Origin of the sequence: Microbacterium luteolum (assembly GCF_039533965.1) — a bacterium.
In the GTDB taxonomy this organism is placed as follows: domain Bacteria; phylum Actinomycetota; class Actinomycetes; order Actinomycetales; family Microbacteriaceae; genus Microbacterium; species Microbacterium luteolum.
Window position 1 is genome coordinate 3,450,968 of record NZ_BAAAUN010000001.1, and the last position, 24,344, is coordinate 3,475,311.

28 protein-coding genes are annotated in these 24,344 nt (G+C 70.0%); 7 read left to right on the plus strand and 21 right to left on the minus strand.

The window, feature by feature from the left end; translation table 11 throughout:
• A complete protein-coding gene (locus tag ABD648_RS16670) occupies positions 1 to 927 on the minus strand; it encodes a shikimate dehydrogenase (RefSeq protein WP_282216083.1) in 927 nt (308 codons plus the stop codon).
• Positions 924 to 1,775, minus strand: coding sequence for an MBL fold metallo-hydrolase (locus tag ABD648_RS16675; RefSeq protein ID WP_282216084.1), 852 nt, complete (start codon positions 1,773 to 1,775; stop codon positions 924 to 926). The genes ABD648_RS16670 and ABD648_RS16675 overlap by 4 nt, the downstream gene beginning before the upstream one ends.
• A gap of 236 nt (positions 1,776 to 2,011) precedes the next feature.
• On the opposite strand from ABD648_RS16675, the gene ABD648_RS16680 reads away from it, so the two are divergent.
• Positions 2,012 to 3,496 (plus strand): HNH endonuclease signature motif containing protein, encoded by a 1,485-nt coding sequence (locus tag ABD648_RS16680; RefSeq protein WP_282216085.1) that lies wholly within the window; start codon positions 2,012 to 2,014, stop codon positions 3,494 to 3,496.
• A gap of 2 nt (positions 3,497 to 3,498) precedes the next feature.
• On the opposite strand, the gene ABD648_RS16685 is transcribed toward ABD648_RS16680, so the two are convergent.
• The gene (locus tag ABD648_RS16685) at positions 3,499 to 3,726 is read right to left on the minus strand and encodes a CDGSH iron-sulfur domain-containing protein (protein WP_282216086.1); all 228 of its coding nucleotides are present in this window, start codon (positions 3,724 to 3,726) and stop codon (positions 3,499 to 3,501) included.
• On the minus strand, positions 3,723 to 4,766 hold the full coding sequence (locus ABD648_RS16690) for an iron-containing redox enzyme family protein (RefSeq protein WP_282216087.1): 1,044 nt from the start codon (positions 4,764 to 4,766) through the stop codon (positions 3,723 to 3,725). Before ABD648_RS16690 ends, ABD648_RS16685 begins: the two co-directional genes overlap by 4 nt.
• 134 nt (positions 4,767 to 4,900) lie before the next feature.
• Here ABD648_RS16690 and ABD648_RS16695 point away from each other — a divergent pair, with 134 nt between their 5' ends.
• Complete coding sequence (locus ABD648_RS16695; protein WP_282216088.1) at positions 4,901 to 6,166, plus strand: hypothetical protein; 1,266 nt, start codon at positions 4,901 to 4,903, stop codon at positions 6,164 to 6,166.
• On the opposite strand, the gene ABD648_RS16700 is transcribed toward ABD648_RS16695, so the two are convergent.
• From ABD648_RS16700 to ABD648_RS16720, 5 genes are all read right to left on the minus strand, one after another.
• On the minus strand, positions 6,053 to 6,541 hold the full coding sequence (locus ABD648_RS16700) for a hypothetical protein (protein WP_282216089.1): 489 nt from the start codon (positions 6,539 to 6,541) through the stop codon (positions 6,053 to 6,055). The genes ABD648_RS16695 and ABD648_RS16700 overlap by 114 nt on opposite strands.
• Positions 6,538 to 7,107, minus strand: a complete 570-nt coding sequence (locus ABD648_RS16705) for a hypothetical protein (RefSeq protein ID WP_282216090.1) — start codon at positions 7,105 to 7,107, stop codon at positions 6,538 to 6,540. Before ABD648_RS16705 ends, ABD648_RS16700 begins: the two co-directional genes overlap by 4 nt.
• Positions 7,104 to 7,781, minus strand: a complete 678-nt coding sequence (locus ABD648_RS16710) for a hypothetical protein (RefSeq protein ID WP_282216091.1) — start codon at positions 7,779 to 7,781, stop codon at positions 7,104 to 7,106. The genes ABD648_RS16705 and ABD648_RS16710 overlap by 4 nt, the downstream gene beginning before the upstream one ends.
• A gap of 52 nt (positions 7,782 to 7,833) precedes the next feature.
• Positions 7,834 to 7,989 carry a hypothetical protein gene (locus ABD648_RS16715; protein WP_282216092.1) on the minus strand — a complete coding sequence of 52 codons (156 nt, stop codon included), beginning with the start codon at positions 7,987 to 7,989 and terminating at the stop codon, positions 7,834 to 7,836.
• Between the two features lie 118 nt (positions 7,990 to 8,107).
• Positions 8,108 to 8,956 carry an endo alpha-1,4 polygalactosaminidase gene (locus tag ABD648_RS16720; RefSeq protein ID WP_282216093.1) on the minus strand — a complete coding sequence of 283 codons (849 nt, stop codon included), beginning with the start codon at positions 8,954 to 8,956 and terminating at the stop codon, positions 8,108 to 8,110.
• 96 nt (positions 8,957 to 9,052) lie between these two features.
• Between ABD648_RS16720 and ABD648_RS16725 the strand changes: the two genes are divergently transcribed.
• Positions 9,053 to 9,619, plus strand: coding sequence for an NADPH-dependent FMN reductase (locus ABD648_RS16725; protein ID WP_282216094.1), 567 nt, complete (start codon positions 9,053 to 9,055; stop codon positions 9,617 to 9,619).
• Between the two features lie 55 nt (positions 9,620 to 9,674).
• Here ABD648_RS16725 and ABD648_RS16730 read toward each other — a convergent pair whose 3' ends face one another.
• The 4 genes from ABD648_RS16730 to ABD648_RS16745 form a co-directional block, all read right to left on the minus strand.
• Positions 9,675 to 10,370 carry a DUF899 domain-containing protein gene (locus ABD648_RS16730; protein ID WP_282216095.1) on the minus strand — a complete coding sequence of 232 codons (696 nt, stop codon included), beginning with the start codon at positions 10,368 to 10,370 and terminating at the stop codon, positions 9,675 to 9,677.
• Positions 10,371 to 10,454: 84 nt separating this feature from the next.
• The gene (locus ABD648_RS16735; RefSeq protein WP_282216096.1) at positions 10,455 to 11,852 is read right to left on the minus strand and encodes an MFS transporter; all 1,398 of its coding nucleotides are present in this window, start codon (positions 11,850 to 11,852) and stop codon (positions 10,455 to 10,457) included.
• Positions 11,853 to 11,896: 44 nt separating this feature from the next.
• Positions 11,897 to 12,997, minus strand: a complete 1,101-nt coding sequence (locus tag ABD648_RS16740) for a carboxylate-amine ligase (protein ID WP_282216097.1) — start codon at positions 12,995 to 12,997, stop codon at positions 11,897 to 11,899.
• Positions 12,998 to 13,004: 7 nt separating this feature from the next.
• Positions 13,005 to 13,271, minus strand: a complete 267-nt coding sequence (locus ABD648_RS16745; protein ID WP_282216098.1) for a DUF7218 family protein — start codon at positions 13,269 to 13,271, stop codon at positions 13,005 to 13,007.
• Between the two features lie 125 nt (positions 13,272 to 13,396).
• Here ABD648_RS16745 and ABD648_RS16750 point away from each other — a divergent pair, with 125 nt between their 5' ends.
• On the plus strand, positions 13,397 to 13,561 hold the full coding sequence (locus tag ABD648_RS16750) for a hypothetical protein (protein ID WP_162836769.1): 165 nt from the start codon (positions 13,397 to 13,399) through the stop codon (positions 13,559 to 13,561).
• A gap of 33 nt (positions 13,562 to 13,594) precedes the next feature.
• Here the strand turns inward: ABD648_RS16750 and ABD648_RS16755 are convergent, their stop codons facing one another.
• Entirely contained in the window at positions 13,595 to 13,780 is a 186-nt protein-coding gene (locus ABD648_RS16755; RefSeq protein WP_282216099.1) for a CsbD family protein, read from the minus strand.
• A 238-nt stretch (positions 13,781 to 14,018) separates the two neighbouring features.
• Here ABD648_RS16755 and ABD648_RS16760 point away from each other — a divergent pair, with 238 nt between their 5' ends.
• Entirely contained in the window at positions 14,019 to 14,378 is a 360-nt protein-coding gene (locus ABD648_RS16760; RefSeq protein WP_282216100.1) for a four-helix bundle copper-binding protein, read from the plus strand.
• 80 nt (positions 14,379 to 14,458) lie between these two features.
• Here the strand turns inward: ABD648_RS16760 and ABD648_RS16765 are convergent, their stop codons facing one another.
• On the minus strand, positions 14,459 to 14,806 hold the full coding sequence (locus ABD648_RS16765; protein WP_282216101.1) for a hypothetical protein: 348 nt from the start codon (positions 14,804 to 14,806) through the stop codon (positions 14,459 to 14,461).
• Between the two features lie 308 nt (positions 14,807 to 15,114).
• Between ABD648_RS16765 and ABD648_RS16770 the strand changes: the two genes are divergently transcribed.
• Positions 15,115 to 15,609, plus strand: a complete 495-nt coding sequence (locus tag ABD648_RS16770; protein ID WP_282216102.1) for an FBP domain-containing protein — start codon at positions 15,115 to 15,117, stop codon at positions 15,607 to 15,609.
• Here the strand turns inward: ABD648_RS16770 and ABD648_RS16775 are convergent.
• The 4 genes from ABD648_RS16775 to ABD648_RS16790 are packed head-to-tail and all read right to left on the minus strand — an operon-like array spanning position 15,606 to position 21,055.
• Entirely contained in the window at positions 15,606 to 17,933 is a 2,328-nt protein-coding gene (locus ABD648_RS16775) for a beta-xylosidase/alpha-l-arabinosidase (protein WP_425561733.1), read from the minus strand. The two genes, ABD648_RS16770 and ABD648_RS16775, sit on opposite strands and share 4 nt — an antisense overlap.
• A 32-nt stretch (positions 17,934 to 17,965) precedes the next feature.
• Positions 17,966 to 18,844: a carbohydrate ABC transporter permease gene (locus tag ABD648_RS16780; protein ID WP_282216103.1), complete on the minus strand. Its 879-nt coding sequence runs from the start codon at positions 18,842 to 18,844 to the stop codon at positions 17,966 to 17,968.
• The gene (locus ABD648_RS16785; protein ID WP_282216104.1) at positions 18,841 to 19,779 is read right to left on the minus strand and encodes a carbohydrate ABC transporter permease; all 939 of its coding nucleotides are present in this window, start codon (positions 19,777 to 19,779) and stop codon (positions 18,841 to 18,843) included. Before ABD648_RS16785 ends, ABD648_RS16780 begins: the two co-directional genes overlap by 4 nt.
• Positions 19,760 to 21,055 (minus strand): ABC transporter substrate-binding protein, encoded by a 1,296-nt coding sequence (locus tag ABD648_RS16790; protein WP_282216105.1) that lies wholly within the window; start codon positions 21,053 to 21,055, stop codon positions 19,760 to 19,762. The genes ABD648_RS16785 and ABD648_RS16790 overlap by 20 nt, the downstream gene beginning before the upstream one ends.
• 164 nt (positions 21,056 to 21,219) lie before the next feature.
• On the opposite strand from ABD648_RS16790, the gene ABD648_RS16795 reads away from it, so the two are divergent.
• Positions 21,220 to 22,221, plus strand: a complete 1,002-nt coding sequence (locus ABD648_RS16795; RefSeq protein ID WP_282216106.1) for a LacI family DNA-binding transcriptional regulator — start codon at positions 21,220 to 21,222, stop codon at positions 22,219 to 22,221.
• On the opposite strand, the gene ABD648_RS16800 is transcribed toward ABD648_RS16795, so the two are convergent.
• Positions 22,190 to 23,113 (minus strand): PaaX family transcriptional regulator, encoded by a 924-nt coding sequence (locus ABD648_RS16800; protein ID WP_282216107.1) that lies wholly within the window; start codon positions 23,111 to 23,113, stop codon positions 22,190 to 22,192. The genes ABD648_RS16795 and ABD648_RS16800 overlap by 32 nt on opposite strands.
• Positions 23,103 to 24,344: a kynureninase gene (locus ABD648_RS16805; protein WP_282216108.1), complete on the minus strand. Its 1,242-nt coding sequence runs from the start codon at positions 24,342 to 24,344 to the stop codon at positions 23,103 to 23,105. The genes ABD648_RS16800 and ABD648_RS16805 overlap by 11 nt, the downstream gene beginning before the upstream one ends.

Genomic DNA, 24,344 nt, shown 5'->3' on the forward strand with positions numbered 1-24,344 from the left:
TCATGCCATCGTGGAGCGGGCGATGCGCGAGAGGCGGTCGAAGAGCTCGCCGCGGGCGGGGATGTCGATACCGTGCACTGCCGCGACGACCGAGGTCCAGGAGTAGACGAAGTAGTCCCACCCGTCCTCGACGGCGAGATCGCGCTCCTGACGACGGGCCTCGGCCTGGACGAGGAAGTGCCGCGGGCCGCGGTAGTTCATATCCCAGACGATGGACCCGGTCGGGTACACCACGTCGTCGGTGAGGGGAGACCCCGGACGATCCTTTCCCATACCCGTCGCATTGACGAGGACGGATGCCGGCGGCAGGGCGGCGACGACGGCATCGGCCTCGTGTGCATCGGCGGTGACGTGGGTGGTGACGGGGATCGTGAAGCCGATGCGCTCGTGCAGGGCGCGCATCTCGTCGAGCCGCTGCGCCGAGCGCGCGGTGACATGGATGCGTGTGGGGACCGGCCGACCCTCCGCGGCCGCCCGATGCAGCCCCAGCGTCGTCGCGATCGACGCGCCCCCTGCTCCGAGGAGCAGGAGCTCTCCGCCGCGGTCCCAGTGGCCGTCGGGGATGAGGGCCTCGAGGGCGAGGCGGCTGGTGCGGTCGTCGAGAGCTGCACCGTGCAGCGCGCCGTCGCGCATCGCCAGGCAGCTCACCTCGTGCAGCAGGCGGGCCGAGTCGTCGAGATCCGCGAACAGATCGCCGGCCGCAGCGAGCACGTTGAGCTTGTGCGTCGTGATCAGGCCGCCGATCGAGCCGGGCGTGGCGATCACGCGCTCGACCGCGGCGCGATACTCCGCCGCGGGGGCGTCGAGCGGGAAGTCGACGCCGACGAGGCGGGAGCCGATGCCGAGCTCGGTCATCCACAGCGGATAGATCCGCTGCATCGCGGACTCGGCCGTCGAAACCCCGAAGAACCAGAACGTCGAGTTCATGCCGAGGCCTCCGTGAGAGAGAACGGCACTCCGAGCTCGGGAATGCGCCAGGCGATGTCGTCGACGTCGGACAGCCGCTGCTCGAGATCGGCGGGATCGGCGGAGTTGAACTCGAAGAGGCCCCAGTGGTGGCAGACGAGGGCGGGGATGTCCGCATCGCGGCAGAGCGCCACCGCCTCTTCCAGCGTGAAGTTCCCGGGCACGCCGTGGTCGCGACGATGCGTGTCGCGGCCGTTCACGGGCAGGAGCGCGATGTCGACGTTCAGGGCGCGGACGAGGTCGGCCTGGCCGGGGTACGGCGCGCAGTCCCCGGAGTGGTAGATCCGCCGGGATCCCACCTCGATGACGTATCCGAGGAAGAGGTTCTGCGCATGGTCGTCGGTCGTGAGCTCCTCGTGCGCGGCGGGCACGGCGGTCACCGAGATGCCGCCGCGGCTGCGGAAGGTCTCACCGGCATCCAGGCCGAGCAGCCGTGAGGCGGGGATGCCACGCGCGACGCCCTTCACCGCTTCGGAGCGCGGCACCACGAAGAGCGGGTCGCTCGCGCTCTGGAGGTAGGGGATGGAGCCGAGATCCATGTGATCGGTGTGCCCGTGCGTGCAGAGGACCAGCGAGAGGCCCGTGACATCGGAGGGGTTCACGGGGCTCGGATGCATCCGGCTGTGCGGGAAGATCCGGCCGCGGTACTTGTCGGCGAGCACGTCGCTCAGATACGGATCGATGAACAGGAGTTCGTCTCCCGCGCGGATCGCGAACCCGGCCTGTCCGAGCCACCAGAGGACGACGGCGTCCTCCTGACCGGTCGGCGCGGGGAAGGTGGGGTCCAGCGGGAATCGGGCGGGCGTCATCGCAGCTCCTTCGAAAGAATTTCTCTAACGATAGCTAGAGCAGAAATATCCTGCAAGGTTCGCCGGGTCGGCGATGCGGGAACGGTGTGGCGTGGTGCGTGCCGTCGGGGAGCGGCGTGATGCCCCGAATCGTTCTCGGGTTCGCGGGCGCCAGCGGATTCCGGCATATCGATATGCGGGTCTGATCAGGTCATTTTCGAGGTCTGAATGTCGGTGGTCCCGGGTTGACTGGGGGTATGAACAGCACCGAGGAACTCCTGGATCGGGTCGTCGCCGACCTCGACCTGGTGCTGTCCGCGGATGTGCTGGCGGGGTTGCCCGACGCGGAGCGGATGCATGTGCTGCGGGTCGCGGGGGACGCATTCCGGAGGATCGAGGCGGTGGTCGTGGAGACGACCGCGTCCGCGCACCCGGACTTCTCGCACTCGTTCGGATGCCGCGGCCAGAACGAGTTGCTGCAGCGGGTGCTGCGGACGGATGTGGCGGGCGCGACGCGGGTCGGGAAGGCCGCGGATGCGGTGCGTCGGCAGATCAGTGTCAGTTCGGGGGAGCGGCTCGAGGCGAGGTTTCCGGCGTTGCGAGAGGCGATGCTCGACGGGGTGATCGGTGTGGCCGGGATGCTCGCGGCGGTGGGTCCGATCGACAAGGCGGCGCACAAGGTCGGGCGGGAGACGGTCCTGGAAGCGGATGCTCTGTTGGCGGCCTGCGCCCGCGGGCAGCGGACCTTCTTCGACACCCCGGGTGATGCGGACGCTCCAGCCGAACCCGAAGCGGCCGAACCCCAGACGGCTGAGAGCGTGGACGAGCCTCTCGGCCCACCGGCGACGCCGGAGGACCTGCGTGGATACGCGCACATGATCGCGGCGGCGATGGATCCCGACGGACCCGAGCCTTCGGATCGGGGTGCGCAGAACCAGCGGTTCTTCACCATCGGTCGTCTCCGCAACGGCCTCCACGCGATCCGCGGGAATCTGCTCCCGGATGTCGCGGCGCAGATGCAGGCGGTGTTCGACGCGCAGTGCAATCCGAAGACCGACGGGCCCCCGAAGCCTGGGGTGCAGTTCGACGACGGTGACGACGAGCGCGACGGCGCCGACGATACCGGCGCCGGCACCGGTGAGGATGACGAGCCGTTCGATCGGCGCAGTGCCGGCCAGAAACGGCACGATGCCCTTGCCGCCGCCCTCGGTATCGCCGCCCGGCACGAGGAAATGCCCACCCTGGGTGGCGCGTCCCCGACCCTGGTCGTGCACGTCGATGCGAAAGACCTCGCCGCAGGGCGCGGGTGGGCGACGATGGCCGGGTCCGAGGCGCCGATCCCATTGCATGTCGCAGCGCACACCGCCTGCACCGGCGCGATCCAGCGGGTGCTGTTCGACGAGGGCCGCATCATCGGGATCAACGTCACCGATCGGGTGTTCACCGTGCACCAACGCAGGGCGATCGTCGCCCGCGACAGGGAATGCCTCATCCCCGGCTGCCACGTGCCCGCGTCATGGTGCGAGATCCACCATGTCACCGAACACTCCCGCGGCGGGCCGACGCACACCGACAACGGGGTGCCGCTGTGCTGGTGGCATCACCGGTCGCTGGACTGGTCCGGGTGGGAGATCAGGATGAACGGCGGTATCCCGGAGATTCGGGGACCCGCCTGGTGGGACCCCCACCGACGCTGGCGCGCGCCACGACCCCGCGTCTCACGACACCTCGCCACCGCCTGAGCTCACGGTCCTTCGGAGGATCCTTCATCTTCGGTGCGAAACCCTGCAGCCTTGTGCGTGCCGTCGCAGAAGGGCTTGATGACCGAGAGTCCGCACCGGCAGAGCGCCATGGTGCGGCGGTGCGGACGGATGACCTCGCCCTCCGGCGTCCGCAGCTCGATCTCGCCCCGCACCAGCAGCGGCCCGTCCGGGTACGGGGTGATCGTGGTCGGCTCCTGGTCGGTGCTCATGCCGGCACCGAGCCGCGCAGAGACGACTCTCCTGCCGCCCACGCGTCCAGCATGTGGGCGCCCGACCAACCGTCGATCGTCAGGCACGCGGCCGCGCCGAACATGATGTCGGCGAGCAGCTCCGGCCGGTCCTCGGCGAGACCGCCCGCCAGGTCACGTGCGGCGATCTGCTCGTGCACGGCATCCGCCTCGATGTGCTCGTCGAAGTACTCCACGACGTCCTGGTCGAAGCCCAGCCGGCGCAGCCCGTCGGCGTACAGCTTGCACGGGATCGACGACGTCATCTCGAACGCCGCGAGGTGCCCGACGATCGCGCCGACCAGTCGCCGGTTGAGGCCGAACATCGACATCATGTTGAACGACGCGAGCGTGATGGCGGGCACGTCGTCGATGTAGGCGCCGTAGGTCGCATCGAGTCCGGCCGCCCGCATCGCGTTCGCGAACAGCACCGCGTGCACTCGCTGCGGACGCCCGCCGCCGTACTCGTCGGCCTGGATCTCGACCAGAGCGGCCTTCGCCCGGCCGGTCAGCCGCGGGATCGCCCAGGAGTGCGGGTCCGCCTCGCGGAGCGTGTAGACCGAACGCTGCATCAGCATCTCCTCGGCCTGCTCCCTGGTCGCCTTCTTCGCGAAGTAGCGCGAGAGGCTGGGACCCGTGTCGGCAGCGGCGAGGGCGAAGAGCGCCCGGCCGACGGCATCCACGGTCGGCTCGGGGAGCTCCGGCATCGGCACGCTCTCCCGCACGGCGCGCTCGAACGCGTCCTCGAGGATGCGGCGCGTCGTGAGGAGGTGGGGATCCCACTCGAGGTCGGCGTCCAGCCCGGGGAGCGACCCGTATGCCGAGCTGTAGAGGAGGAACAGCGCGAGCTGGATGTCGTCGTCGCGGATGACGTCGACGCTCTCGGCGACCGCACCGAGAGCGAGCGCGGAGTGCTCCGCGTCGCCGCCGGCGCCCGTGAGAGCGCGCAACACGGCGTCACTGAGGGGGCCGCGAGCGGCGAAGGGGACAGCGGTGTCGGCGACGAGCGCGGATGTGGTCATGGTCAGGCTCCCGGGGGTTCGAACATTCCGAGCCTGACGCGGAAGCCGAGTGCGTCCAAGGGACTTGACGCGCGGCCGTCGGTCAGGCATGCGCGCTGAATCTCCCGGTGATGCCGACCCGATACGGTGGGGGCATGCTCCAGGCCCTCCGCACCTTCGGGCGCATCCTCGCGCGGCACTGGCCCGCGCTGGTGGCCTGGTATCTCGGCGGCGAGGCCGTGCATCAGCTCCTGCTGCAGCTGGCCGGATTCGTCGGCGGGCTGACCACGCTCGGCGGGCTGCTCCTGCTGCCGCTGGCGGTCGCGGCGCGGCTCATCTCGTACGTCGCGATGTACCTCACGGTGCAGCCGTCGCTCCCGCATGTGGCGGGTGAAGAGGCTGCCGGCCCGCGTCGCTTCGCCCAGGCGATCCTGACCGCGATCCTGCCCTTCTTCGCGTTCTCCGCCGCCTGGGGCATGCTCGACGCCGACCTCATCGAGTTCTTCCGGATCGCGAGCAGCATCGCGCTGCGCGACGCCGGATACGACCTCGCACAGCTGGGCGATCGCGGCGGTCTCGTCTCGATCGGCGTGCTGCCGGTCGCCGTGCTCGTGGTCGCCCTCGCCGTCCGCATCCTGATCGCCCGATTCGGCGGACGGCTGCCGTCGTGGACGCTCGTCGTCGCCGCCTACGCCGAGGTGCTCTGGACCTTCATGCTCTTCACGCTCGTGGGGCAGTGGTGGGCGAACGCGAAGGCGTGGATCGGCGAGCGTGCCGGAGCCGTGTGGCTCGAAGGCATCGGCGACTGGTTCGCAGCGAACCTCGTGCCGGTCGCGGCACTGTGGGAGGGCGCGCTGTGGCTCATCGGCGTCCTCGTCGCCGCCGTCCTCTTCCCCGCGGCGTGGCTGACCATCGCCGGCGTCACCTACGGCGCCACGTTCGACACGACGCCGCCCGTGCTCCGTCGCCTCGAGGAGTCGCCGAAGGGCACGGTGTCACGACTCACACGGATCGTCGCCCAACGATTCGAGGAGCTGTGGGCGGCGGTGGCCCTGCTCTGGCGGGGCGGACCCGTCATCTTCGGATGCCTCGCGCTGGCCTACGCGGTGTGGGCCGGGGCGGAGCAGTCCGGATCGCGCGCGATGCTCGGCCTCTTCGGAGGCCAGGAGGTCGCGTTCTGGTCGAGCTTCCTCCCGCTGCTGCTCGTCGCGGTCGGTGTGATCGCCGAACCGCTGCGCGTCGCGATCGTGGCCAGCGCCTTCGACGCGGTCATCGGCCGACCGGGGGCCGAGATGGGAACGCGCGAGTCAGAGCTCGACGGGGAACCGCGCGACCTCGCCGTCGCCGGGGATCTCGAGCACGAACGGCCCCTCGGCGTCGTCCGGCAGCAGGAACACGGCGAGGATGACGTACGGACCTGACTCCTCCTGACAGAAGGACTCGCCCGCATCGAACGGCACGTCCAGCACGGAGCGCGCGTTGCTCCAGACGCGGGCGCCCTCTGCCTCGGCGAGCGTGAACAGCCCGCAGGTCGTCGCATCGGAGCCGCCGCCGGATTCGATGCGGATGCTGAGGGTGCGGGAGCCGGCCGGAGCGTCGAACTCGTCCCAACGCGCGGAGTCCAGAGCGAGCGACTGCCCGGCGATCTCGGCGGATCCGTTCCGCGCGTCGATCACGGCCGTGTCGTCGGTCGAGGCCGGCAGCACGTCGAACCACACGTGCACGCCGACGACCGCGACGACCGCCACGAGAAGGGCGATGAGCGCGACGCGCTGGCGGTGCCACCACGACGTCATGGCGCACCCAACCGGGGTTCGTCGATCTCGACGGCGGTGGCGGTCGGCACGTCGGCGAGGTCGACCGGGAAGACGATCACGTCGTCGAGTTCGGGCGTCGGATAGCGGCCGCTCAGGCGCAGCTCTCCGGTTCCGGAGCGAAGGTCGGCGGGCAGCTCGAAGGCCAGCATCCCGACCGTGTCCGTTCCCACGCGGAGGTCGGTGCCGACGAGCGTCGCGGGCGGTCGCTCGCTCGCCTGGAACAGTCGCCCGTCGATCAGGAGGCTGGCCACGCCGATCGCCGCATCGACCTCGGTGGTCGGGGCGGAGACGCTGAGCGTGACGACGAGCCAGTTGCCCTCGGCCTCCCACCCCTCATCGGCCATCGTGATGCGCCCGGTGCGGTCGACATCGACGACCGCGGCGGCCAGCGTGCGGGACGTCGCGATCCCGTCGTCCGCCGCGCCGACCGCGAACGGGTCCCGCAGAGCCGCGTCCGGCGGGGTGATCGCGGTCACCACGGCGGCGACAGCGAGGAGCCCGGCCCCGAAGAACCATGGCACCGCCCTGCGCGCCCGACGGCTCACGGCGCCACCTCGAGATCCAGCTGCGCACGCAGTTCGGCGCGGCGCCACGTGATCGTCGATGCCGCGAGGATCACCTGACCGGACTGCTCCACGGCGTCGTAGGCATCGAGCCGCACGGTTCCCTCGTCGAAGGCTGCGGCGGTGGCGGCGTCGTCCGGGACCGGCCAGGCGATGGTCACCTCGGCGGGCACACCGGGCTGCAGGATGACCGCCCGGGTGGACTCGTCCGCGCGCCACGAGCGCGCCGTGTCGGTGGGCGTCACGCCGGAGAGCTCGAGCATCGGCTCACGGCCGACGAGCAGGCGTGACTCGACCCGGTCGGCAGAGCGCTCGACGCCGACCGCGCGGTCGGACAGGTTCTCCAGCCGAACAGTGACCAGCAGCAGGGTCTCGCCGGGCCCGGCCTCCAGGAACTGGCTCTCGACCGTGTCCGCGAGCTCCACGTCGAGCACCGAGACGGTGTACAGCGAGGTGCGCGCCTCGTCGCCGGTCGCGACCATGGCCGGCGTCCGGGATGCCGGAGCGAGTCCGCCGAAGCCGATGAAGCCGGCGAGCAGGCCGATGACCGCCGCGGCGGCGATCCAGAGCGGTACCGCCCGACGGCTGAACGCGGTGCGCGCCGCTCCGGCCGCGGCATCACGCACGCCGGCCGCCACCCCCTGCGTCCTCGTCACGAGGTCAGCCTAGCCGGGGCGGACCGCCCGTCGATCGGTGGCGTGCGCGCGGTCAGTCGCCTTCTTCGAGCGGGTCGGTCTCGTCGGCCTCGTGGTCGATGCCGTCGTCGGAGGTGAACACCTTGTCGTCCGCGGGCGTCTCGGCGGCGGCTTCTGCGGCGGCGTCGAAGGGGCCGGAGTCCTGGGGATAGCTGCGGGGGTCGGTCATGAGATGTGTCCTCTCGGGTCGGATGCTCAGACTCCCGCACGCGGTGCCCGTGCGCGCGCCCGTTGACAGAGCGCGGATCGTCTGAGAGTCGCCTCGCCGGAGCTCGGCAGGCAGCAGCTCAGTCCGCGCACGCCTCGAACACGTGGCCGTCGTCGGCGGGCGTGAGCAGGTCGCGGTCGCGCAGGACCATCGACGCGGGTGAGCTCTCGTCGGCGCACATCTCCGCGAACGACCGCGGCAGCTTGTCGGTGTACTCGATGTCGATCACGGCATCCCCGTAGACCGCCGTGTACGCCTCGCACTCTTCGTAGGCCGCGCACTCCTCGGTGACCGCGAAGTCGAATCCGGCCTTCTCGTGCAGCACAGCGGCGTCTTCGGCCGAGTTCTTCTGGCCGGCCGCCAACCCCGCGCGGTGCGCGGCGTCGACGAGAACGACGGCGAGCGCCAGATTGTCGTCGAGGGAGAGTGCCCCGTCCGAGCGGGTGTAGGTATCGAGGTTGTCGAACTCGACCGCGTCAAATCCGGCATCCGCGCAGCCGTCGATCCACGCGACGACCTGCGCGGCGATCCGCTCGCGGCGATCCGGAGTCGAGGTGTCGAGGAGCGCCTCGTCCGGCCAGTCCGGGTCGAACACGACGTCGCCGTCGCGATGCAGCAGCAGGTCGGCGTCCCACGCCGCGAGCTCGCCCGGCTGGGTCTGGAAGCCGTTCAGGTAGCAGACGGAGTAGATACCGGGCGCAGGCTCGGCCGCGCGGTCGCGCCCGACGATGCCGACCTCGGCGGCGGGTTCGTACGCGCCGCCGAGCTGGTAGTCGACCACGGCTCCGGCGGGAGGGGGCGACCAGTCGCCGGACGGAGCGGATGCCGTCGGGGCCTCGGTCGCCGCGGCGCAGCCGGTGAGGCCGAGCAGGATTCCGGCGGCCGCAACGACGCGGAGACCGCGGACGAAGGCGTGTCGACGGAGCATTCCAGAAATCTATCGCCGCCGATCGGGAATTCTCCGAGGGGAGGCGTCGTTGCCGTTACATGCAATTGCATGGACCTTGGAAAGGACCTCATCGGTATGACCATCTACAACGTCGGCTTCCTCGTCGGCAGCATCTCCTCGACCTCGATCAACCGCCGGCTCGCGCGTGCTCTGGTGAAGCTCGCCCCGCAGGCCGATCTCGCGCTGACCGAGATCCCGATCGCCGACCTCCCGTTCTACTCGGCCGACCACGACACCGCGATCCCGGCCGAAGCCGCCGAGTTCAAGAAGGGCATCGAGGCGTCCGACGCGATCATCCTCGTCACTCCCGAGTACAACCGGTCGCTCCCCGGCGTGCTGAAGAACGCACTCGACACCGCGAGCCGCCCGTGGGGTCAGAACAGCTTCGCCGGAAAGCCCTCCGCCGTCATCGGGGGCTCGATCGGACCGATCGGCACCGCGGTCGCCCAGCAGCAGCTGCGCTCGATCCTGTCGTTCCTCGCCTCGCCCGAGCTGTCGCAGCCCGAGGCGTACATCCACATGCGCGACGGACTGTTCACCGAGGACGGCGAGGTCACCGACGACTCGACCGTCGAGTTCCTCGTCTCCTGGCTGAAGGCCGTGCACACGCACATCGCGAAGACGCTCAGCCCCGTCACCTGAGGCCCGACGACGAAGGGGCTCGCGCGGTGCGCGGGTCCCTTCGTGTCTCCCGGCCTCAGCTCCCGGCGCCGTACAGTGCCGCGACCTCTTTCGAACCCATGCCCTGGTCGTAGGTGCCATGCTGCGGCCAGCCCTCCGGAGAGTCCTCCCAGTCCTCCTGCCGGCCGTAGGGGAGGACGTCGACGAGAGCCTGCAGATGGCTGAACCGCTCGGTCCCGCGACCGTTCGTGTGCCAGGTGCGGTAGACGGCGTCGCCGTCGCGCAGGAACACGTTCACCGCGAACCCGCCGTCGGGCGGCGCGTCGACGTCGGCACCGAACGTGCTGTCCGCGCTCGAGTACCACTCCATCCGGTTCCCCACGCGGTCGCGGTAGGCGAGGGCCTCGTCGATCGGACCGTTCGTGACGATCACGAAGCGCGCGTCGTAGTAGCGCTCGAGGAAGTCCAGGCGCGTGAACTGCGAGGTGAACCCGGTGCAACCCGGGCACTGCCACTCGTTCCCGTCCGACCACATGTGGTTGTAGACGATGAGCTGCGAGCGTCCGTCGAAGATCTCGGCGAGCCGCACCGGGCCGTCGGCGCCCACGAGCGTGTACTCCGGCATCCGCACCATCGGAAGACGTCGGCGCTGCGCCGCGATGGCGTCGAGCTCCCGGGTGGCGGCTTTCTCGCGCACCCGCAGCGCGTCGAGCTCGCGCTGCCAGGTCTCGGCGTCGACGACGGGCGGAAGGGGCGTCTGGGCAGTGCTCACGGTGACCTCCGGTTGCGGGGAGACGGTGCCTCCAGTGTGCGCGCGGCCGCCGACAGGGTCAATGAGGGGTGATGAGGCGGAGCGTCACCGGGGATCGAGATCGGATGCCGCGGCCTCCGCCGGCGCGACCTCGGCCGGGTTCCGTCGGATCCCGATCCACGACACGACGCCGCCGAGCACCAGCAGTGACGCGGTGACCCAGGCGGCGTTGTGGAATCCGCCGAGGTCGAGCGCTCCGCCGACGATGGTCGACAGCATCGCGACCACGAGCAGACCGGCGACGCGCGAAACCGCGTTGTTCACGGCCGAGGCGATGCCGGAGTGCTTCTCGTCGATGGCGCCGAGGATCGCCGCGGTGAGCGGGGCCACGGTCAGGGACAGGCCGAGGCCCATCACGATCATCGCCGGGAGCACCTGCCACCAGTAGTCGAAGGCCGCGCCGACCGTGAGCAGCAGCAGTGCTCCCGCGGCCATCACGATCGGGCCGACGGTCATGAAGATGCGCGGGCCCCAGCGTCCTGCCCACGCGCCGGCGCGCGAGCTGAGCAGGATCATCAGGATCGTCATCGGCAGGCTGGCGAGACCGGCGGCCGTGGCGCTGAGCCCTGCGCCCTGCTGCAGGTACACGCCGACGACGAAGCCGTTGAGCGAGAGCGCGGCGTAGACGAAGAGCGTCGCCAGGTTGCCCCAGCCGAAGTCGCGCACGCGGAAGAGCCACAGCGGCATGAGCGGCGCCGATGTTCCGCGCTGACGAAGCAGGAACATCACGAACAGGGCGACGCCGACCACAGCGGGAAGCCAGATCGCGGGGGACTGCCAGCCGAGGTTGGGCTGTTCGATGAGCGCGAAGACCACGGCGCCGAGGCCGAGCGCGCACAGCGCCCCGCTCCACCAGTCGACCTTCGCGGTGCGCTCGTGCTCCGGCAGGTGCAGGCGGCTCAGCAGCACGAGGGTGATCGCAATCGGCACGACGTTGATGAGGAACACGAAGCGCCAGGACAGGAAGTCGACGAACAGGCCGCCGAGCAGCGGACCGACGAGCATCGCGCCGGTCGTGAACGCCGTCCACACGCCGATCGCCTTGGCCTGCACCTCGCCACGCATCGTGGCCGTGATCAGCGCCAGCGAGCTCGGCACCAGGAGCGCCCCCGCCGCGCCCTGTGCCGCGCGCGCGATGATCAGCGTCAGCGGGTCGAACGACGCCGCGACCGCGATGGATGCCACGCCGAAGGCGATCAGCCCGATGCGCATCACCAGCACGCGTCCGTAGGCGTCCGAGACAGAACCGGCCAGGAGGATCAGCGCGCTCAGCGTGATCAGGTAGGCGTCCACCACCCACTGCTGAGTGGTGATGCCGCCCCCGATCTCCCGGCTGATCGCCGGCAGCGCGACGTTGACGACCGTGCCGTCGAGGAAGGTGACGAAGGAGGCGAGCACCGCGATCGAGATCACGAGACGCTGAACAGGGGCGAAGGATGCCACAGGCCGAGACTACTCCCGGCGGCGCACGTCGGGGTCGGTGCGGATCACGGCGTCGGCGTGCGATCCCGTCCGGTGATCGGCGCCGGGGTCCCGGCGCGGAGGAGGGCGGCCAGGCCGCGGGTCCCGTCGGTCTCGAGAGCGCGCCGCTGCCGCGCGGCGCCGGTGCCGTCGACGCGGAGCCGTGCGAGATGCTCCGAGACGAATTCCTCGTCGCCGAACTCCTGCAGCGCAGGCGTGCCGGCAGCCAGCATCCGATCGACGACCACCCAGGCGTCGGCGGCCTCGCCCGTCGTGGGATCGACGATGCGGGCGTCCATGCCCGAGCGTGCGGCGGTCCAGAGCGAGGCATCGATGCCGTCGAGGCGGTCGCCGTGCAGCGATCGGTCGTCGGACAGCAGCAGGGCACGGCAGAGCAGGGCGGCGAACACGGAGTCCTCGGGTTCCAGCTGCGCATCGAAGACGCGGACCTCGACCGTGGGGAACCGCTCCGACAGGCGCACCGCCCACGAGAGCGACGACGTCTCGCCGATCGCATCGAGGTCGAGGAGCTGCCGGATGCGGCCCCGATAGTCCTCGAGGTCGTGGAACCGCGGGGGACTCCAGGACGACGGAAGACGGTGGATCAGCACGCTCCGCCAACTGGAGAAGGCGGTGTCGAGGCCGTCGGCGAAGGGACTGTTGCCAGTGAGGGCCAGCAGCACGGGGAGCCAGCCGCGGATCCGGTTGAGCGCGCGGACCCGCTCCTCATCGTCGGCGATCTCGACGTGCACGTGCAGGCCGTTCACCTCGTGATCGCGGCTGAGGTGCCCGAGTCGGCGAGCGACGTCGTCGTAGTGCGGCGACGGCGAGATCACCGAAGAGCGCGTGGTTGCGAAGGGGTTGCCCGTGGCAGCCGCGATGGCGTGCTGCTCCTGCGCATGCCAGCCCACGATCGCTCGGAGGTGACGCAGCTGCGCCTCGGCATCCGCGCGGTCACGCACCGGCTCCGTCGCGGTCTCGAGCTGCGAGGTCAGATACTCGGCCGTGACACTCCCTCCGGTGCGGAGTCGCGTGAATCGTTCACGGGTGCCTGCGGCCATGGCCAGCGGCACGAGGGCGTCCTCGTCGAGAAGGAGGAACTCCTCCTCGATGCCGAATCGCGCCATGGCGCGCTCAGTGGTTCCGGAGCGCGGAGATCAGCTCGGACTTGCGCTTGCTGCTGTAGCCGGTGAGGCCCAGCTCCTTGGCGCGCTTCTTCAGTTCGGGGACCGTCCAGTCGTCGTAGTCGCCCGACTCTCCGCCGCGGCGACCGACCGCCTTGCGTCCGTCGCGCGCCGCGGCGTTCGAGATGCGTGCCGCCTTCTCCTTGGACGCCCCGTCGTCGCGGAGCTCCTCGTACAGCTCCGGATCCTTCAGCGAGTTGTTCCGTCGTCCCGGCATGATCCGTGTCTCCTCCCGATGGCACCTGGGAGGTGCCTGAGTCAACCCCCTGACGGGGAAAGTCGTACGTGGCTACGTTTGGTCGCTGTAGACGGGCGCACTGTGCCCCGGCGAAAGGAAATCTGATGAACATTCTGCTGATCATCGTCATCGTCGTCGCTGTGATCCTCGCGATCACCGGCGGACTCGTGCAGTCGCTTCAGTTCCTGCTCTGGGTCGGACTGGTCCTGCTGGCCATCGCTGTGATCGCCTGGTTGATCCGTGCGATCAGTGGGAGCCGACGGGCCTGACCCCAGCAAGTGAGGCCCGCCCGTCGGCGGGCCTCACTTGTCGAAAGCCGTCTTGGCGGCGTCCTTCGCGTTCTCGCCGGCCTGCTTCGCCGAGGCCTTGACCTGGTCGGCCTTGCCCTCGGCTTCGAGCCGCTCGTTGTCCGTGACCTTGCCGAGGCCTTCCTTCGCCTTGCCGGCGGCCTTCTCGGCGGCGTTCTTGATGTCATCTGCGGCACTCATGTGCTGCTCCTCTCCTTGACGGATCGCTTGCACACACACCCTCGCAAATCGGCGGAGAGTCGGCCAAGGGATTGACAATCTCCGGATGCCGTGTCACCGCGCGACACCCGTCGACGGGAGCTCATCGAAGGACTAGCCTGGCGCCAGGCGGGTGTCCTGCCCGCGGACCTCTCGACGAAGGAAGCGGTGTGCGATGGACTCGATGATGATGGGCGCCATGTCGAAGAACATGGAGTCGATGACCGACGACATGGCCATGATGGACATGTCCGTCCTGCAGGCGTGCATGGACGCGTGCTCGGCCTGCGAGCAGGCCTGTACGGTGTGCTCCACTCAGCTGATGGACTGCGCCCCGGCGTGCATGAACTGCGCCGACATGTGCAACACCATGATGCGTTCGATGATGCGGATGCAGGGGATGACCCCGGCGACCATGATGTCGATGCTCAACGCCTGCATCGCGATGTGCCAGCTGTGCATGGACGAGTGCATGAAGCACGCCGACCACAGCGAGGTCTGCAAGATGTGCGCTCAGGCGTGCCAGGCCTGCATGGACGCCTGCATGGCCATGAAGGACATGATGATGGCGAGCGCCTGACCCTTCGACCGGTCGTTGAGCGAGCGAAGCGAGACGAAACGCAGAGCGCCAGCGAGACGAAACGCAGGGACCGAGAGTGTTCAGGCGGCAGCGACGTTGAACTGCGTGCGGCCGACGGCCAGCACGCCGTAGCGCGCATGCAGGGCCACGGGAGTGCCCTGCGCTGCTTCCAGTGCTGCGCCCGAGCCGTTCCACAGCGCGTGCGCGGCGCCGTCGAGGCTGCGCACGACGAGGTCGCCGGTCGCGGCATCCGCCTGCTCCACGATGCCGTCGACCCACTCGGCCGGCGTCGCCGAGGCGATGCGCGCCTGGATCAGGTGCAGGGCGTGGCCGGGCGCGAACGAGGAGCACCGATCGCCGTGCTGGCACATGCACGCCGCACGCTCACGCACCGGGAGGGGCGAAAGGCGGTTCAGCGGCGTGGACACGGTGGTCTCCTTCAGGATTGACGGATCGGGCGTTTCCGAAAGCGTAGGTCGGCATCCTGCGAGACGATAGGCGCCCCGACACGGAGTGAAACAAACGGGTGCAAGCTCGCCGGGTGCTGTTGTCGATGAGTGCCCTTTCGGGGCAGAACGGAGCCGCAGGCGCCTTCCGCGCCGCGGACAGAGGCTGAGGTCCAGCCGGAGACGGAACCCCCGTCGCCGGTGCTGCGTCATACCCGGCATCCGTCGCCGGGAACCTCACCCCTGATCGACTCGCCCTCTGCGGCGACCACTCCGAAAGCACATCTCTCATGCGTCCCATCGACGAGCGCGCCATCCGCGCCTCCTTCATCAACGCCTCCCGCAAAGAGGTCTCCGTCATCACCCTGCCCGCCGACTTCGCCGAGCTCGACTTCGACAAGCTCGACTACCTCGGCTGGACCGATCCGAAGATGCCGCGCCGCGCGTACGTCGTGGCGTGGATCGACGATGCGCCGGTCGGGGTCGTGCTGCAGCGTGCCGAGCAGCGCGTCCTCTCCCGTGCGCAGTGCTCGTGGTGCGAGGACGTGACCCTCCGCAACGACGTGCAGCTGTTCGTCGCCCGCAAGGCCGGTCCCGCCGGCCGCAAGGGCGACACGGTCGGCAACCTGGCCTGCGCCGAGTTCGGCTGCTCGCGCAACGTGCGCGTCCTGCCGCCGCTGGCATACCAGGGCTACGACCGCGAGCTCGCCCGCGAGATGCGCATCCTGCGGCTGCAGGAGCACATCGCGGGGTTCCTCCGCGAGGTCGCCGGAACCTCCGCCTAGACGACCTCGAACGTCGCCACGGTCTCCTCGTCGTCGCAGGCGGCGCCGACCCAGAGGCGGAACCCGCCGGGCTCGACCCGGCGGGTTCCGTCGACGCCGGTGAAGGCGAGGCGATCCACGGGCACGTCGAAGGTCACGAGCTCCTCGGCACCCGCGGCGAGGCCGATGCGCCGGAAGGCGATCAGCTGCGCCACCGGGCGGGTGACGCTGGCGACCTCGTCGTGCGCGTAGAGCTGCACGACATCGACCCCGTCGCGCTCGCCGGTGTTGCGCACCCGCACCGACACCCGCAGGGTCTCGCCGGCGGTCGCGGTCGCCGCGACCGTGAGGTCTTCGTGCGTGAAGGTCGTGTAGCCCAGACCGAAGCCGAACGGCCGTGCGGGAGTCGGATCGGCGCTCGTGACGTCGGCGCGACCGCCGAGCACGGGATGCAGGTACGAGTACGGCTGCGCGCCCGCCGACCGCGGCATCGACACCGGAAGCCGCCCCGAGGGGGACACCCGTCCGCTGAGCAGGCTCGCAAGTGCGGGGCCGCCTTCCTCGCCGGGGAAGAACGCCTGCAGCACGGCCGCCGGGCGAGCGGTGTCCGTGGCGGAGCCGGCGATCGAGGACGGCGCCGAGGAGTTCACGGCTCCGAGACCGACCATCGCGCCGACGGCGCCCGACCGGGGCGGAAGAGCCCAGTCCAGCGCGTAGGGGCGCCCGGTCATCGCGACCAGGACCACCGGAGTGCCGGTCGCGACGACCGCTTCGACGAGCTCGCGCTGTATTCCGGGCAGCTCGAGCGACTCGACGTCGTTGCCCTCGCCGACGGTGCCGCGGCCGAAGAGTCCTGCCCTGTCTCCGACGACGACGATCGCGACGTCGGCGGCTGATGCATCGGCCACCGCGGCGGCGAGGCCGCTCCGGTTCGCGCTCTCCACATCGCTCCCGACCGCATGCGTGATCACGGCATCCGGGAACTCCTCGCGCAGCGATTCGAGGACAGAGGGCAGCGCGATGCCGGCCGGCACCTCCGGGTGGTGGGCGAGCACATGGTTGACGAACGAGTAGCAGCCCATGAGCGCCTCCGCGCTGTCGGCGTTCGGGCCGATCACCGCGATGCGGGACGGGCCGGAGTCGACGAGAGGGAGGACACCGTCGTTGCTCAGCAGCACGATCGATTCCTCCGCGAGGCGTCGGGCGAGAGCGCGGTGGGCGGGCGAGTCGAGATCGACGGATGCCGGAGGCGTCGAGAAGTCGGCGTCGAGCAGTCCGAGCTCCTCCTTCTGCGCCAGCACGCGTCCCACGGCGAGGTCGAGGATCTCCTGCGGCAGGCGGCCGTCGCGCACCTGCGCGGCGAGGGTGACGTAGGCGTCCGGCGACGGCAGCTCGACGTCGATGCCCGCGGTGAGCGCGAGGCGCGCGGCATCCGCGGAGTCTGCGGCGACCCGGTGCATGCTGCGCAGGAAGTCGACCGCGAAGTAGTCGGAGACGACGACCCCGTCGAATCCCCAGCGATCGCGCAGGACGCCGGTGAGGTAGCGCGGATGCGCTCCCACGGGTACGCCGTCGATGTCGGTGTAGGAGTTCATCACGCTGCGCGCCCCGCCCTCCCGCACCGCCATCTCGAACGGCGGCAGCAGGACGTCCTCGATCTCGCGCGGCCCCGCGTGCACGGGTGCGTGATTGCGACCGGCGCGCGATGCGGAGTACCCGACGAAGTGCTTGAGCGTGGCGTGCACACCGGTGGACTGCAGACCTCGCACGTAGGCGGTGCCGATGGTGCCGACGACCAGCGGATCCTCCGCGATGCACTCGTCCACCCGGCCCCACCGCGGATCGCGGATCACATCCAGCACCGGAGCGAGTCCCTGGTGGATGCCGAGCGCCCGCATCGAGTCGCCGATCGCCGCGCCCACCTCTGCGACGAGCTCCGGGTCGAAGGACGCGCCCCATGCCAGAGGCGTCGGGAACGTCGCCGCCTTCCACGCCGCGAGGCCGGTCAGGCACTCCTCGTGGACGATCGCGGGGATGCCGAGCCGGGTCTCCCGCTGCAGTCGCGCCTGCTCCGCCCAGAGCCACTGTGCGCGCTCGATCGGGTCGACCGGGCGCGTCCCGTAGACGCGGGTGAGGTGGCCGATCCCGTGCGCGCTCGCCTCCTCGTACCTCGACGAGCTCTTTTTCTCGCCGGCGAGGGGAGCCACGACCTCGTCGCCCTGGTCGACCCAGAAGCCGACGAGCTGAGCCTGCTTCTCCTCGAGCGTCATCTGCGTGAGGAGGGCTTCCACGCGCTCGGAGAGGCGCGGGCGGGGGTTCTGCTGCGACACGGTCGCCTCTTTCATGGTCGTGGGTCCTGCCGTCGGGTGCACCGCGGTCATCCCTTCACCGCACCCGTCAGTCCTCCGACGATGCGGCGCTCGAACAGGCTGAAGAAGATGAGCGCGGGGATCATCGACAGCGAGGTGAATGCCAGCACCTTCGCGGTGTCCACCGAGTACTGCGACGCGAACGACTGCACCCCGAGTGGAAGCGTGAACGCGGCCGCATCGTTGAGGATGAACAGCGGCAGCAGATAGCCGTTCCAGCTGCCGATGAAGGCGAGGATGCCGGTCGTGATGACTCCCGGGAGCGACAGCGGCAGCACCATCCGCCAGAAGAAGCCCAGCCGGCTGCAGCCGTCGATGAAGGCCGCCTCCTGGATCTCGTCGGGGATCGCCCGCAGGAACGGCACCAGGATGATGATCGTGGTCGGCAGGGCGAACGCGATCTGCGGAAGGATGACACCGCCGAGGGAGTTCATCAGCCCGAGGCTGCGCACCACGATGTAGAGCGGGGTGATCGCGACGGTGAGCGGGAACATGAGGCCCGCCGCGAAGAACGCGTAGAGGACTCCGCGGCCGGCGAACCGGTAGCGGGCCAGCACGTACGCGGCCATCAGCCCGAGCGCCACCACGCCCAGCGTCGTCGTGAGCGCGACGATGAGGGAGTTGAGCACCTGCTTCCAGAAGATGCCGCCGGTGAGCACGTCGAGGTAGTTCGAGAGCACCCACGGCTGCGGGAGCCCCGACGGATCCGTCGTGATCTGCGCGTTCGTGCGGAAGCCGCCGATGATGATGTACGCGATCGGCGCCAGCATCAGCCCCACGGCGATCAGCGCGACGAAGTACACGGCGGGGTTCGCCCAGGGCAGCCGGGGCCGGGCTGCGCGCCGGCGGCCCGCCCGCTGGGTGACGAGTATGGAGGTGGCGGTCATCGCGTGCTCCTCTTCCTTCGGGTTCCGGATCCGGTGAGCGCGCCGTCGGTGTCGCGCCGCAGCACGGCCCGCTGATAGATGAGGGCGACGACGAGCGAGATCAGGAACAGCACGACGGCGACGGCGTTCCCGTAGCCGAAGTTGCCGGCGTTGCGGCCCTCCGAGACCATGTAGGTGGCCATCGTCGACGTGCCGGCGGTGGAGGCGATGTACTGCCCCCAGATGATGTAGACGAGATCGAACAGCTGCAGCGATCCGATGATCGACAGGAACGCCCAGATCCGCAGGGTCGGTGCGAGCAGCGGCAGGGTGATCTGCCACTGGATCTGCCAGTACGAGGCGCCGTCGATCGCCGCGGCCTCGTGCAGCTCCTCGGGGATCCCCTGGAGGCCGGCGAGGAAGAGGATGACCGCGAAGCCGACGTACTTCCACGTGATGATGGCCATCAGGGTCCAGATCGCGATGCCGGGGTCGGACAGCCAGTCATTCGCCAGGAAGCCCAGCCCCATGTTCGTCAGCAGCCCGTTGAGGGCGCCGCTGGTCTGGAGCATCAGGCTCCATCCGGTTCCCACGACGACCTCGGAGATCACGTAGGGCACGAAGATCAGCATGCGGATCAGCGACTGTCCGCGCATCCGCCGGTTGAGCAGCAGGGCGAGCAGGATCGCCACCGGTCCCTGCAGGACCAGCGACATCACCAGGATGACGCCGTTGTGCGCGAGCGCATCGTGGAACAGCGGATCCTGCAGGATCGTCAGGTAGTTCTTGAAGCCGACGAAATCCGTGGGCGGACCGTACCCCTGCCAGCTGAAGAAGCCGTAGTACGCGGCCATCAGCACCGGGAAGATGACGAAGGCGAGGAAGACGAGCAGGGCGGGCCCGGCCAGAAGGATCACTTCCAGCCGGGCTGCCGCCTCACGCCTTCGCCGCGGCATCCTTGACAGCCTTGACGATGTCGTCCGGCGTCCCCTGACCCGCGAGCATGGTGACGACCGCGACGTTGAGCGCGTTGCCGACGTTCTGCCCGTAGACCGTGTCGAGCCACTGCGAGGCGTAGGGCGCCGCGTTGTAGGCCTCGAGGATCGTCTGGAGGTACGGCTCGGTGACCGCCTCCTGGGCGACCGTGTTCACCGGCGGGGCGTTGAACGCCTTGTAGTACGCGGTCTGCACCTCGGAGGTGCCCAGATAGTTGAGGAAGTCGACGCACGCATCGGGCGCGTCGACCGAGCAGGAGTAGCCGTCGACCCCGCCCATCATCGATCCGGGGAGTCCTTCGCCGCCCTCGACCTCGGGGAACGGGAACCAGGACAGATCGGCGAGCGGCTTCTGGTCGGGCGTCAGCGAGCCGATGACCCCGGGGTTCCAGGCGCCCATCAGCTCCATCGCCGCCTGGTGGTTCGCGATGAGGCCGGCGGAGCTCGCCGCGCCCTGCTGTGCGGTCGTGGTGAGGAAGCCGCTGTTGAACGGCTCCGTCGCCGCGAAGTCCTGCAGGTCCTCGCCGGCGCGGATCCAGCAGTCGTCGTCGAAGTTCATCTCGTCGGCGGCCTGGGCGAGGGTCTCGGGGCTGCACTCGCGCAGGGCGAACCAGTAGTACCAGTGCGCTGCGGGCCAGGCGTCCTTCGCACCGAGGGCGACGGGATCGATGCCGGCGGCCTTGAGCGCCTCCGTCGCCGTCTCCAGCTCGTCGATCGTGGTGGGGTTCTCGGTGATCCCGGCCTCGTCGAACAGATCCTGGCTGTAGAAGAGCCCGCCGGGGAGCACGGCGACCGGCATCGCGTAGATCTTGTCGTCGAGGCTGTTCGCCGAGTAGGCGGCGTCCGGGATCTCCTCGGCCGCGGGCCCGGTGATCGCGTCGGTCAGGTCCTTGAGCTGACCGGCCTTCACCATCGCGGCCATCTTTCCGCCGCCGCGCTGCAGGAAGATGTCGGGGGCGTCGCCGGAGTTGAGGGCCGTCTGGAGTTTCCCGTCGAGGTCCTCGTTCTGGATCGACTGGATCTCGATCGTGACACCGGGGTTCGCCTTCTCGAAGTCGGCGACCGTGGCCTCCCAGAACTCGACGCCGGGACCGGTGGTGGAGTTGTGCCAGAGGGTCATCGCGGCGCCGTCGCCGTCGGAGCCGCCGCCGGTGTCGCCTGCCGTACAGCCCGAGAGGGCGAGTGCTCCGACGGCGAGCAGCGCCGCGGAGGCAAGGGGGAGCCTTCTGCTGATCATGTGATTGTTCTCCTCATCGAGTTGCGCGCCGCGTCGATGCGGGCGCCCACGGTGCCTCGGGTGAGACCGCGGTGGGATGCAGTCTTCTGCCGCGGGCGCCGGTCGTCAAACGTTTTCGAAAACAGTTTCCATCCGACGGTGCGCAGGGTCTACGCTGGCGGATCATGAGCGGGAGAACGACGATCCACGATGTCGCGCGAGCGGCGGGCGTCTCGGTGTCGACCGTCTCTAAGGCGGTCAACGGCCGGTACGGGATCGCGGATGCCACGGTGCAGCGCGTGCTCGACACGGTGCGCGAGCTCGGCTACGAGTCGAGCCTCGTGGCCAGCAGCATGCGCGCGCGCCGCACCGGGGTGATCGGGGTGCTGCTGGCGGACTTCGAGCCGTTCAGCGCCGAGATCCTCAAGGGCGTCGGTCTCGCCGTGCACGACACCGCCTTCGATCTCCTCGCGTACAGCGGATCGCACCACGGCGCCGGCGACGGCTGGGAGCGTCGATCGCTCAGCCGTCTCTCGGGCACCCTGATCGACGCGGCGATCATGGTGACGCCGACCGTCGTCAGCGCCGCCACCGAGATCCCGGTCGTGGCGATCGACCCGCACACCGGGGGAGCGGATCTGCCGACCGTCGAGTCCGACAGCTTCGCCGGCGCGCTCACGGCCACTCGGCACCTCATCGAGCTCGGCCACCGTCGGATCGGCTTCCTCGCGGGACGCCCCGACCTGCGCTCGGCGGGCCTGCGCGATGCCGGCTACCGGCGGGCCCTGGCGGATGCCGGCATCCCGATCGATCCCGCGCTGGTCGGGGTCGGCCGCTACGAACTCGAGACGACGCGCGAGTCGGCTCGCCTGCTGCTCGCGAGTCCGACGCGGCCCACCGCCGTGTTCGCCGCGAACGATCTGTCGGCGATCGCCGTGATCGAGGTCGCTCAGGAGATGGGGCTGCGGGTGCCGCAGGATCTCTCGGTGATCGGCTTCGACGACGTACCGGAGGCGTCACGTCGCGCGCTGCCGCTCACCACGATCCAACAGCCGATGCGTCGCCTGGGTCAGGTGGCGGCCGACATGGTCTTCACCCTGCTCGCCGGACGCGAGATCGAGCAGACGCACGTGACGCTGCCGACACGGCTGGTGGTCAGGGCGACGACGGCGCGTCCCGCCGAGTGACCGCCCGCACGTGCTCCCAGGCGGGAGCGGCGAGGGCGGCCGACAGCCGGGCGAACTCGTCGAAGCTGCGGCGGCCCGGCCAGTCGGACGGCAGCATCGACGGGGGCAGGCCGGGATCCGTGTAGGGCAGCACCCGCCAGCCGTCGATCAGCCGCACGTACGCCGCGAAAGGCTCGGCGGGAAGGGAGGGGAGCGAGGCCTGGAACGCGAGATGCTCACCGCGCAGAGCGTCGAGATCCCACCACTGCGCCGCGGCGTCGATCAGCGAACCGGACGGCAGCGGGGCGGATGCCTGGAACAGTGTGGTCCAGGGGCGTGCGTCGAGATCCTCGAGGATCTCGATCACCTCGTCCTGCAGGTGCCCCGGGCAGATCCAGAGCGCCGGCGACACGTTGCCCGCACCGATCCACTGCAGGCGACGGCGCAGCTGGTGACGGACGCTCCTGGCGCTCTCCGGGACCGAGAAGGAGACGAGGCACCAGGTGTCGGCATCCGTCATCTCGCGCATCTCGAAGATGCGGCGGTCGCCGCGTTCCAACATCCCGACGGCCGCCGGGTTCAGGCGGTAGCCGATCGTGCCCGAACGCTCGGCCAGGAGGAGGCCCTTCTGCTTGAGACGCGTGATGCCGGTCCGCGCCTGAGCGGCGGGGATGCCGAGATCGCCCGCGAGCGCGACCAGGTCGGCTGCCGAGATCTCTCCGCCCAGCGGCCGCAGGTAGACGCCGATCAGCGTCCGCAGCAGCGACGCGGTGCTGCCCGGACGCGCATCGATGTCGTCCAGCACGGCCGCGGTGTCGCGGTGCTCAGCGCCCAGGGTCCCTGAGCCCGTGCCCTGGGTCCCTGAGCCCGTGCCCTGGGTCCCTGAGCTTGTCGAAGGGTGCTCAGCGCCCATCGGACTCCAGCGCGTCGCGCACCGCGAGGGTGCCCGTGACGGTCTCGACGTGCGAGGTGCTCAGAGGCGACAGTCCGAGGCGGATGCCGTCGGGGAAGCGGAAGTCCGGGATGATGCCGTCCGCCCACAGGCGCCGGGTGACCTCGCGGAAATCGGGGTGGCCGATCGTCACATGGCCGCCGCGGAGCTGCGCATCCCGCGGACTCAGCAGGCGCACGCCGAGCGGCGCGAGCACCTCGTCGTATGCCTGCACGGCGAGCTCCGTCAGCGACGTCGACTTCGCGCGGACCTCGTCGATCGTGGCCTGCTCGATCAGGTCCAGCATCCCCTGCATCGCGATCATCGAGGTCACCGGTGGGGTGCCGCTGAGCAGCTGGCGGATGTCGCCGGCCGGTGCGTACTCCGGACCCATCGCGAAGATGTCGGCCGCGCTCCACCACCCCTGGATCGGCTGGCGCAGCACACCCTGCAGGTCGTGGCGGAGGTACGCGAAGGCGGGGGAGCCGGGTCCGCCGTTGAGGTACTTGTAGGTGCAGCCGACGGCCATGTCCACGCCCCAGGCGTCGAGCTGCATCGGGATGATGCCGGCGGAGTGGCACAGGTCCCACATCATCAGCGCACCGGATTCGTGCACGGCCGCCGTGATGGCCGGCATGTCCGCGAGGGCGCCGGAGCGGTAGTCGACGTGGCTGAGCGAGACCAGCGCCGTCCGCTTCGACACGGCGTGGTGCACGTCGGCGACCGTCACGCCGCGCACCGGATCGGGGTCGAGCCAGCGCAACGTCATGCCGGCCTCGGCGGCGACGCCTTCGGCCAGGAACCGGTCGGTCGGGAAGTTGCCCGCCTCGATCACGATCTCGGTCCGCGCGGGGGCACCGTTGGTGCCCTGGGGTCGTCGAAGGGCGGCCCGCATGAGCTTGTAGATGAGCACGCTGGTCGAGTCGGCGACGACGGTCTGTCCGGCGGCGGCCCCCAGGGCCACGCGTCCGATGCGGTCGCCGAGCTCCATCGGCAGGGCCATCCACTGCTCGTCCCAGGAACGGATCAGCCGCGTGCCCCAGTCCTCGCGCACGAACGCGGCGAGCTTGTCGGGGACGTCGCGCAGCGGACGACCGAGCGAGTTGCCGTCGAGGTAGGCCGTGACGCCGGGGGCGTCGAGGAAGGCGTCGAGGTGCGCACCGAGCGGGTCGGCGGCGTCGAGGGCGCGGGCGGTGTCGAGGAGATCGGTCAT